At 63.0% G+C, this 8,983-nt stretch carries 10 protein-coding genes; 5 read left to right on the top strand and 5 right to left on the bottom strand.

Annotated features, from left to right (window positions below; translation table 11 throughout):
* The coding region (gene dnaK, locus B2V90_RS08955) for a molecular chaperone DnaK (protein ID WP_293920913.1) at nucleotides 1-1,100 on the bottom strand (1,100 nt) is incomplete at its 3' end.
* A 176-nt stretch (nucleotides 1,101-1,276) separates the two neighbouring features.
* Here dnaK and B2V90_RS08950 point away from each other — a divergent pair.
* From B2V90_RS08950 to B2V90_RS08940, 3 genes are all read left to right on the top strand, one after another.
* Nucleotides 1,277-1,744 (top strand): copper chaperone PCu(A)C, encoded by a 468-nt coding sequence (locus B2V90_RS08950; RefSeq protein WP_228220843.1) that lies wholly within the window; start codon nucleotides 1,277-1,279, stop codon nucleotides 1,742-1,744.
* Complete coding sequence (locus B2V90_RS08945; RefSeq protein WP_228220842.1) at nucleotides 1,741-2,205, top strand: vgr related protein; 465 nt, start codon at nucleotides 1,741-1,743, stop codon at nucleotides 2,203-2,205. Before B2V90_RS08950 ends, B2V90_RS08945 begins: the two co-directional genes overlap by 4 nt.
* A gap of 232 nt (nucleotides 2,206-2,437) precedes the next feature.
* The gene (locus tag B2V90_RS08940; protein ID WP_228220841.1) at nucleotides 2,438-2,851 is read left to right on the top strand and encodes a hypothetical protein; all 414 of its coding nucleotides are present in this window, start codon (nucleotides 2,438-2,440) and stop codon (nucleotides 2,849-2,851) included.
* A 294-nt stretch (nucleotides 2,852-3,145) separates the two neighbouring features.
* On the opposite strand, the gene B2V90_RS08935 is transcribed toward B2V90_RS08940, so the two are convergent.
* The 4 genes from B2V90_RS08935 to sdhC all read right to left on the bottom strand — a co-directional run bounded on the left by B2V90_RS08935 (nucleotide 3,146) and on the right by sdhC (nucleotide 6,404).
* Nucleotides 3,146-3,637: a nucleoside deaminase gene (locus B2V90_RS08935; RefSeq protein WP_021226364.1), complete on the bottom strand. Its 492-nt coding sequence runs from the start codon at nucleotides 3,635-3,637 to the stop codon at nucleotides 3,146-3,148.
* 177 nt (nucleotides 3,638-3,814) lie between these two features.
* A complete protein-coding gene (sdhA, locus tag B2V90_RS08930) occupies nucleotides 3,815-5,617 on the bottom strand; it encodes a succinate dehydrogenase flavoprotein subunit (protein ID WP_228220840.1) in 1,803 nt (600 codons plus the stop codon).
* Nucleotides 5,617-6,006: a succinate dehydrogenase, hydrophobic membrane anchor protein gene (sdhD, locus tag B2V90_RS08925; RefSeq protein WP_009822263.1), complete on the bottom strand. Its 390-nt coding sequence runs from the start codon at nucleotides 6,004-6,006 to the stop codon at nucleotides 5,617-5,619. The genes sdhA and sdhD overlap by 1 nt, the downstream gene beginning before the upstream one ends.
* The gene (gene sdhC / locus B2V90_RS08920; RefSeq protein WP_037542946.1) at nucleotides 6,006-6,404 is read right to left on the bottom strand and encodes a succinate dehydrogenase, cytochrome b556 subunit; all 399 of its coding nucleotides are present in this window, start codon (nucleotides 6,402-6,404) and stop codon (nucleotides 6,006-6,008) included. The genes sdhD and sdhC overlap by 1 nt, the downstream gene beginning before the upstream one ends.
* 186 nt (nucleotides 6,405-6,590) lie before the next feature.
* Here sdhC and B2V90_RS08915 point away from each other — a divergent pair, with 186 nt between their 5' ends.
* Together B2V90_RS08915 and B2V90_RS08910 are read left to right on the top strand one after the other, a co-directional pair.
* Nucleotides 6,591-7,925, top strand: coding sequence for a methyl-accepting chemotaxis protein (locus B2V90_RS08915; RefSeq protein WP_228220839.1), 1,335 nt, complete (start codon nucleotides 6,591-6,593; stop codon nucleotides 7,923-7,925).
* Nucleotides 7,926-7,964: 39 nt separating this feature from the next.
* Nucleotides 7,965-8,966, top strand: a complete 1,002-nt coding sequence (locus tag B2V90_RS08910; RefSeq protein ID WP_228220838.1) for a 50S ribosomal protein L11 methyltransferase — start codon at nucleotides 7,965-7,967, stop codon at nucleotides 8,964-8,966.
* Nucleotides 8,967-8,983: the final 17 nt, after the last annotated feature.

Here is an 8,983-nt window from a genome sequence, read left to right as displayed (position 1 = left end):
GCGACGACTTCGTCCGGGTTGACGCCGGTGTGCGGCTCCTTCCCGAAGAAATCCTTCACCGCCTCGCGCACCTTGGGCATGCGGGTCATGCCGCCGACAAGGACGACTTCGCTGATCTCGCTCGCCGACACGCCCGCGTCCGCCAGTGCCTTCTTGCACGGCTCCATCGTCCGCTTGATGAGGTCCGCGACAAGGCGTTCCAGATCGGCGCGCGTCACCGTCTTGACGAGGTGCTTGGGACCATTTTGGTCAGCGGTGATGAAGGGCAGGTTTACTTCGGTCGTCTGCGCCGAGGACAATTCGATCTTCGCCTTCTCGGCGGCTTCCTTCAAACGCTGGAGCGCCAGCTTGTCCTTGGTGAGGTCAATGCCCTCGGCCTTCTGGAAGTCGGCAGCCAGATATTCGACGACCTTCGCGTCGAAATCCTCGCCGCCCAGGAAGGTGTCGCCATTGGTCGACTTCACTTCGAACACGCCGTCGCCAATCTCCAGGATGGAGATGTCGAACGTGCCGCCGCCAAGGTCATAGACCGCGATCGTCTTGCCGTCCTGCTTGTCCAGGCCATAAGCAAGCGCCGCCGCAGTCGGCTCGTTGATGATGCGCAGCACCTCAAGACCGGCGATCTGGCCCGCGTCCTTGGTGGCCTGACGCTGGGCGTCGTTGAAGTAAGCAGGAACGGTGATGACCGCCTGCGTGACCGTTTCGCCCAGATAGCTTTCGGCGGTTTCCTTCATCTTTTGCAGGGTGAAGGCGCTGATCTGCGACGGGCTGTAGTCCTGGCCGCCGGCCTTGACCCAGGCGTCGCCGTTCGGGCCTTTGGCGATCGAATAGGGGACGAGTTCCATGTCCTTCTTGGTCATGGGATCGTCGAAGCGGCGGCCGATGAGGCGCTTCACCGCGAAAATCGTATTGTCCGGGTTGGTGACCGCCTGGCGCTTGGCCGGCTGACCGATCAGGCGCTCGCCATCCTTGGCGAAGGCGACGATCGAGGGCGTGGTCCGCGCCCCTTCCGCATTTTCGATAACCTTGGGCTTGCCGCCATCCATCACAGCCACGCAGCTGTTGGTCGTGCCAAGGTCGATCCCGATAACTTTTGCCATTTTTTCCTCTTTTAACCCCAAATCATGCGTTCAGCGGTTGAAGGCCAAATACCTCACGAAAGCGCCAAGGCAAGGCCGGTTTGCACGGGGGATATAGGCGTGCTTTCGCTTGGCACAAGGCGCAGGGGCGATTAGCTATGCAACCGACCTGAAACAAGACAGACATGGAGTGAGAGATGCGTGGTCCCCTTGCCCTCATCGCCCTGGCAGCGCCGTTGGCCCTGGCCGCCTGCGGAGACCCCGCCCCCACCTATATCGACCAGGCCTGGATACGCCTGTCGCCGAACAAGGATCGTCCCTCGGCCGGCTATTTCGTCGCCCATGGCGGCGACAGCGCGACCCGGCTGCGCGGCGTGCTCACCGATTATGCGCTTAAAGTGGAGATGCACGAAAGCGTCGAGGAAAATGGCGTCATGACGATGAAGCCGATCAACAGCGTCGACATTCCGGCCAAGGGCACGGTGACGTTCGCGCCGGGCGGCAAGCATCTGATGCTCTGGGGCGTCAACGACACCGCCATTAGCCGGGGCAAGATGCAGCTCACTTTCCTGCTCGACAATGGCGACCGGCTGCTGGTCGATGCCGTGATCCGCAAGCCGGAAGGCGCCGCAGCCCCGGCCCCGGCGGACAACAGCGCCAATTGACCAGCCGGCCGCTGACACCGGGCGAGGTTGCGCTCGCCCGCGCGATGTTCGGCGTCGCGATCGACTATGGGCGCGTGCGCGTCCATGAGCGTGCCTGGTGGCCGCTCCAGCCCCGGCGAGTCACCATGGCGCCCGATGGCGACCTGTGGTTCCACCCGCAAGGCGGCCTGTTCTGCGCCGATTTTCGCGACCAGCCGCTCCATCTCCAGGCGCATTTCATCCACGAAATGACCCATGTCTGGCAGGCGCAAAGATCGGGCAGATGGTGGCTCCCGCTGATGCGCCATCCCTTCTGCCGCTATTACTATGCCATCGCGCCGGGCAAGCCCTTCGCGCGCTACGGCATCGAGCAACAGGCCGAAATCGTGAAACACGCCTTCCTGCTGCGACAGGGCCGGACGATAGACGGCAAGCCGGGACTTGAGGTGTATGAGGCGCTGCTGCCGTTCGAGGCTGGTTGACGGGTTGGATCAGGAGCGCGCGCCCATCCCTGTCGTCACCCCCGCATTTTCACCGTCATCCCCGCGCAGGCGGGGATCCATCTCCCGACGCTGCACATGGCCAGACGTCAGAAGACGGGCCCCCGCATCCCTAAGGCTGACGGGATGGGTGGCTAGCGGACCGGCGGGTTTAAACTATCGTGTAAGCTATACCTGCCATTATCGGCCGATCATTCGAAAGGTGCCCGTAGAAATGAATGGCCTAGAGAAATTCGGCATCCGGTCATCTGATGATATTGCCCTCAATGAGTCCGCCGATGATTTAGAACGTGACATACGTGCGGTACCGGGGCTCGCAGATTTATTGAAAGATGACTGTATGTCGTTTCATCTCGGTCACGCCATGATAAATAGCATAGTGCGCAACTTAAACTCTCCAAAATTTTTGGATTTGTCTAGTGATGCCATTGGCCAAATGCTAGCAAACCTCCGAGAAAGATCTGAAAACTGTTTATTTTTCATGTTCATACGTGGTTGTTATAAAGATAATATTTCTATGGAGCCAGATTCTTTTCTCCAAGAGGCAGGCTGGTCAATTCTCCGTGGCGACGACGAGCTTATTTTCTATGAGGCGTGGTTGGCAGCTGGCAAAAAATGGACGGCTTAAGTGACCGTTTCTCCGGCAGTTAAATGTGGCTCGGAATGGCAAAAAATGATCGACACCGGACCGAAGCAGAGCCGCCCTCCCCCCGCAAATATCTGTCCTATTCCCGCCTTTTCTGCTTCATCCTTGTTGATGCGCTCGCAGACCATTCCGCCCGCCAACCCCATCCGCCAGCGCCCTGTTGGATGTGTCGCTTCCTGGTCGCCTCGCAGGCGCTTCGTGGTCGCCTTGCGGTCGCTTCGGGCCGAAAACGCCCGACGACACTGTGAACTTCGCACCCGTCACGCGGCGCGCCGATCAGATATTGCCCTGAAGCTCCTCCGGCACGTCATCATCGGGACCAAAATAGAGCGACGCGCATGCGTCTTTCAGGCATCCGCCCTCCAGCGTAAGGTCGTCGCGCCAGGCGTCGGCGATGAAATCCATCGTGTCGAGATGCCGGTCCTCAAAATACATGGCGTGGACATCGTCGCGCCCCGCGCCGTAGACGATGCGGCCGATCTTGGTCCAGATCGACGCCATGGTGCACATGCCGCACGGCTGGAGCGTCGAATAGAGCGTAGCCCCGCGCAAATCCATGTCGCCATGGACCTGCCCCGCCGCGCGAAACGCCATCATTTCGGCATGCGCGGTCGCGTCGCATCGCTCCTCGGTTTCGTTGACGCCCTGCGCCAGCACCGCGCCGTCGAGCACGATGATCGCGGCGATCGGCGTATCCTGCGGCGAACTGCCCTTGCTGCGCGCAAGGTCGATCGCGCGTTGCATCCATTTGCTGTCGGTTTCGTCCATCCCGGTCCCTTCCGCCCTGTGGCGCATTCCCGGCATGGACGTTTGGGATCGGCGCTCGTTCCCCGCCCGCTCAGGCAGGACAGCAATGCCGCCCGGCTCGACCGGCCACCGCTTCCCCCAAACGAAAAGGGCGGACCCGCAGGCCCGCCCTTATCCTTCAACCTGTCGTCGCGGCCCTTAGTAAACTCGCGCCTTGGGCTTGATATAATTCGCTTCGTCGGTGAGCGTGTAATCGTGGACCGGACGATAATCGAGGCTGACCTTGCCACCCTTGCCGCCCCAGCCGTCGAACCAGCTGATCGTGTGCTTCATCCAGTTTTCGTCGTCGCGGTTCGGGAAATCCTCATGCGCATGCGCGCCACGGCTTTCCTTGCGGTTTTCGGCGCTGACCATCGTGCAGACCGCCGACGACATCAGATTGTCGAGCTCCAGCGTCTCGATGAGGTCGGTGTTCCAGATCAGCGAGCGGTCGGCGACGGACACGTCCTCCATCCGCTTGTTGACCTGCGCCATCTTGGTGACGCCTTCGGCCAGCAATTCGCTGTCGCGGAACACGGCGGCATGCTTTTGCATGGTGTGCTGCATTTCCAGACGGATCGCGGCGGTGGGCGATCCGCCCTTGGCATTGCGATATGTGTCGAGGCGCGACAGCGCCAGATCAGCCGCATCCTTGGGCAGCGGCTTGTGGCTGCCATTGGGCTTCAATGTTTCCTTGAGGTGCAGGCCGGTCGCGCGGCCGAAGACGACAAGGTCGATCAGGCTGTTGGAGCCAAGGCGGTTCGCGCCATGCACCGACACGCAGGCGGCTTCGCCCACGGCATAAAGGCCGGGCACCACGACTTCGGGATCGTCGCCGACCTTCGTCACCACCTGACCATGATAGTTACAGGGGATGCCGCCCATATTGTAATGGACCGTCGGCGTGACCGGCAGCGGCTGGCGCGTCAGGTCGACGCCCGCGAAAATCTTGCCGCTTTCGGTGATGCCGGGCAGGCGTTCGGCCAGCACCTTGGGGTCGATATGATCCAGGTGCAGGAAGATATGGTCCTTGTTGGGGCCAACGCCGCGCCCTTCGCGCATTTCCATCGCCATGGAGCGCGACACGACGTCGCGGCTGGCCAGGTCCTTCGCCGACGGAGCATAGCGTTCCATGAAACGCTCGCCCTCGCTGTTGGTGAGGTAGCCGCCCTCGCCGCGCGCGCCTTCGGTGATGAGCACGCCCGCGCCGTAGATGCCGGTCGGGTGGAACTGCACGAACTCCAGATCCTGGAGCGGCAGACCAGCGCGCAGCACCATGCCGCCGCCATCGCCGGTGCAGCTATGCGCCGACGTGGCGGAGAAATAAGCGCGGCCATAGCCGCCCGTCGCCAGCACGACCGCGTGGGCGCGGAAGCGGTGGATCGAGCCATCCTCCATGCAGAGCGCGATGACACCCCGGCATTCGCCATTTTCCATGATGAGGTCGATGGCGAAATATTCGATGTAGAAGTCCGCGTCATATTTCAGCGACTGCTGATAGAGCGCGTGGAGCATAGCATGGCCGGTGCGGTCGGCCGCCGCGCAGGTGCGCTGCACCGGCGGGCCTTCGCCCATATTCTGCATATGGCCACCGAAGGGACGCTGGTAGATCGTCCCATTTTCGTTGCGGCTGAACGGCACGCCGGCATGTTCCAGCTCGATGACCGCGGCAGGCGCTTCGCGCACCATATATTCGATCGCGTCCTGGTCGCCCAGCCAGTCAGACCCCTTGACGGTGTCGTACATATGCCAGGTCCAGTGGTCCGGGCTGTTGTTGCCAAGGCTCGCGGCGATGCCGCCCTGCGCCGCGACCGTGTGGCTGCGGGTCGGGAACAGCTTGGTGATGCAGGCGGTCTTCAGGCCCGCTTCGGCGCTGCCCATGGTGGCGCGCAGGCCCGAACCGCCCGCGCCGACGACGACCGTGTCATAGGTGTGATCGATGATCTTGTAGGCTTCGGTCATTATTCGGCAGTCCCCGTGAAGGCGATCTTGGCGATCGCGAAGATGCCGGCGGCCGCGCCGCCAATGGCATAGAAGTTCAGCAGCAGAATGCAGAGGAAATTGAGGCCCTTGTCGTGGACATAATCCTCCAGCATCACCTGCATGCCAAGGCGCAGGTGCAGGAAGATGCTGACCAGCATCAACATCATCGGCACCGCGACCAGCGGGTTGGCGATCCAGGCAACCACGCTGTCATAATCGAGGCCCGGCAGGCTGATGAGGCTGAACAGCAGCCACAGCACCAGCAGCAGATTGCCGACCGCGGTATAGCGCTGCGTCAGCCAGTGATGTGCGCCTTCCTTGGCGGAGCCGAGCCCGCGAACGCGGCCGATACCAGTTCCCGTGCCCATCAGAACGCCTTTCCGAAGAAGATATATGCCCAGAACAGGATGGTCAGCGCCGCGCCGGCAAGGAACACGCCGATCGACCAGCTCTTGTTGGTGCGCAGTTCATAGCCCGCCCCCATGTCGAGGACGAAGTGGCGCAATCCGGAGCAGAGATGTTGGAAGAAGAACCAGCTAAGGCCGATCATTACCAGATAGCCAATGGGCGATGTCGCGCAACTGACGAAGGTCGCATAGGCTTCCGGGCCGATCGCGGCGGCCATCAGCCACCAGACCAGGCCCAGCGCGCCGACCGTGGCCAGGCCGTTGCCCGTCACGCGGTGCATGATGGAAACGGCCATGTGCGGGCCCCATTTCCAGATCGTCAAATGCGGCGAGAGCGGCCGGCTGGAGGTTCGCGCCATGTCTACCCTTGTCCCTGATCTTGTGCTCGAGTCCCGTCCCCTTAAGAGCGAAGCGCGACAAGGGCAAGCCGCGCAAGCGTGCGAAAGCCTGCACTTCAGGGCTATCTGGCATAAGAAGTGATTAACCAAAGGCCGCTAAGGATGGCGCCAGTTCACCATTCACAAGACCAGCAAGGGCACTCATCCATGCCGTCGACCGTATCCGCCGCTACCCTCAACCCCGAACTGATGGCGGAAATCGACGCCAGCGGTCAAGTGGGCCGCGCCGCGCAGGAAATCGGCCAGCTGATCGAGGCGGACATACCCAAGGTCGCGGAGGCCTTTTTCACCTCCTACATGCGCGACACCGGGCTGGACCAGCGATTGAGCAGCGCGGTCGTGGAACGAATCCGCACCGAGGCGCGGCATTATGTCGAACAGAAACTACTGCATTTTCAGCAGGGCGACTGGGCGCGATCGGCCGCCAATTGCGTGCGCCATGCGCGCAAGCATGACGTTTCGGTTCGGGCGGTCATCACCGCAGTCGCCAGCGCCAACGAAACCATCCTGGATCTGCTGTGGGAACGATGCGCCGACGATCCGGCGCGCGCACGCGGATTGCAACGGGCGATGTTGCAGATTGCGATGCTTGATTCGGGCGTCATGAGCAATGTGCTGGCCAACGATCAGGCCGAAGCACAGAAATCCGAACGGCAGCGCTATGGTCTGTTGTTCGAGCAGCGCATCATGGGCGAAATCGACGGCGCGACGAAACTGGGCGAATCGCTGCGCGAACAGGCCAAGGATGCGTCGGCCGCGACCCGCGGCATGCTGGGCAAGGCGTCCGAAGTCGCCGCCGCCGCCGAACAGTCGGCTCTGGCGATGCGTGAAGCCGCGCGCACCTCTGCCGGCCTCATCCGCGCGATCGAAGACGCGCGCACCGAAGTCGAGGGCGCGGCCGACGTAGCGCAACGCGCCGCGCAGCAATCGGGCGACGCCGTCAGCATGTCCGCCACCCTGTCCGAGCATGCCAAATCGATCGAATCCATCCTGGGCCTGATCCGCGACATCGCCGGCCAGACCAATTTGCTGGCGCTCAACGCCACGATCGAAGCAGCGCGTGCAGGGGATGCGGGGCGCGGCTTTGCTGTCGTGGCGCAGGAGGTCAAGAGCCTCGCCAACCAGACCGCGCGCGCAACCGACGAAATCGCCGGCAAGATCGCCGATATCCAGAATTCGACGCGCCAGTCGGTCGAAACCAACGAGCGTATCCGCGACACCGTCGGCGAGGTTCAGGCCAGCGCCGATCGCATCCGCCACGCCATGGACGCGCAGGCGCAGACCGTCACGATGATTACCGCGGCTGTGGACGAAACCGCGCTGGCCGCTGATTCGATGTCCAGCACCATTTCCGCGATCCGCCAGGATACGGAGATCGTCGCGTCGGAAATCGACCAGCTGGAACGCGGCTTCATGAGCGTGGAGGGCAAATTGGCGGGGCTGCGCAATGCGTCGTCCGACTTTGGGCGGCAGGTCGCCTGACGCTTCCCCTGCCTTGCATGCTGGAGTAAGGCCGGCGGCATGAATGATGCCGTCGCCGCGCCAGCCGGGCAAAGCTGGAAAGTCACCCTGCCCTGCACCCGCGCCGAGGCCGAGGCACTGGACGGCGACATCGCCGCCTTCGCCCTGATGGACCGCCCGCCGGTGCTGATGACCAGCGAGGCCAATCCCGACGACGAGGATCAGTGGCAGCTGGACGCCTATTTCGAAGGCAAGCCCAGCGCCGCCGCCGTGAAACTGCTCAAGACGCTGGTGCCCAGCGCCACCGGGACAAAACCCCTTATCGAGCAACTGCCCGACGAAGATTGGGTGACGATCAGCCAGCAGGGGCTGGAGGCCGTCACCGCCGGTCGCTTCCACGTCCGCAACCTGGCGAGCGATCCGCAGGCCCCCGGTCACGTCAATCTGCTGATCGAGGCCAGCCGCGCCTTTGGCACCGGCCAGCATGAAACCACCGCCGGATGCCTCGCCATGCTGGACCGGATGCGGCGCGTGGGCATGCGATACCGCAATGTCGCCGACATCGGCACCGGCACGGGGCTGCTTGCCTTCGCCGCGCTGAACCTCTGGCCGCGCGCGCACGCCATCGCGTCGGACATCGACCCGGTCGCGGTGGAAATCAGCGCCGACAATGCCCGCGCCAATGGAGTCTTGCTAGGCAGCGGCGCCGGGAAATTGGCGCTGGTGACGGCAGCGGGCGCCGACCATGCCGCGATCGTCGGCCGCGCGCCCTATGACCTGCTCATCGCCAACATTCTGGCCGGTCCGCTGATCGAATTGGCGCCAGCCTTGTGCGCTTTGGTCGAGGATGGCGGTACCATTGTCCTTGCCGGCTTGCTCGATGGCCAGGCCGATGCTGTCCTGGCGGCCTATCGCGCACAGGGCATGCGCCTCGCTGAACGCAGCGACCGTGGCGACTGGCCGACATTGCGGCTGCGCAAGCGGCCCCGTATCGGCTGGAAAAGGCCGCAGCGCCTGCGAGCGAACGCGCGCGGCGAAGCGCCTGGCTTCGGCAGCCTTTAAGCATCAGGGGATCAATC

Source organism: Sphingobium sp. UBA5915 (assembly GCF_002431195.1).
Lineage (GTDB): Bacteria > Pseudomonadota > Alphaproteobacteria > Sphingomonadales > Sphingomonadaceae > Sphingobium > Sphingobium soli.
The sequence above is the reverse complement of the archived record's forward strand: the minus strand, read 5'-3'. Positions and strand labels throughout refer to the sequence as shown.